This window comes from Mesorhizobium sp. M1396, assembly GCF_040317725.1.
Taxonomy (GTDB): domain Bacteria; phylum Pseudomonadota; class Alphaproteobacteria; order Rhizobiales; family Rhizobiaceae; genus Mesorhizobium.
The window spans coordinates 1-666 of sequence record NZ_JAMYLA010000161.1 but is presented as its reverse complement, the minus strand read 5'-3'; the positions used below and the strand labels follow the sequence as shown (position 1 = coordinate 666).

Annotated in this window: 1 protein-coding gene; it reads left to right on the top strand. The window is 62.6% G+C overall.

Features of this window, described 5'->3' with window-relative positions; all coding sequences use genetic code 11:
- On the top strand, positions 1-666 hold a 666-nt coding region (locus NKH02_RS34440; RefSeq protein WP_352884298.1), incomplete at both ends, for a phosphomethylpyrimidine synthase ThiC.

The following is a 666-nucleotide window of genomic DNA, read 5'->3' as shown; positions in this document are numbered from 1 at the left end:
GCGCGGCGCTTCCCGATTTCGTCACGCCGGAATTCGTGCGCGACGAGGTGGCGCGCGGACGCGCGATCATTCCCGCCAACATCAACCACCCGGAGAGCGAGCCGATGATCATCGGCCGCAATTTCCTGGTGAAGATCAACGCCAATATCGGTAACTCCGCTGTCACCTCCTCGATGGCCGAGGAGGTCGAAAAGATGGTCTGGGCGATTCGCTGGGGCGCCGATACGGTGATGGACCTGTCGACCGGCCGCAACATTCACAACATCCGGGACTGGATCGTGCGCAACGCACCGGTGCCGATCGGCACGGTGCCACTCTACCAGGCGCTCGAGAAGGTTGGCGGCATTGCCGAGGATCTGACCTGGGAGGTATACCGCGACACGCTGATCGAACAGGCCGAGCAAGGCGTCGACTATTTCACCATCCACGCCGGCGTGCGGCTGCATTATATCCCGCTGACCGTTGACCGGGTCACGGGTATCGTCTCGCGCGGCGGGTCGATTATGGCCAAATGGTGCCTTCACCACCATCGGGAAAGCTTCCTCTACGAGCATTTTGCGGAGATCTGCGACATCTGTCGCGCCTACGACGTGTCCTTCTCGCTCGGCGACGGCCTTCGTCCGGGCTCCATCGCCGATGCCAACGACGCGGCGCAGTTCGCCGAGT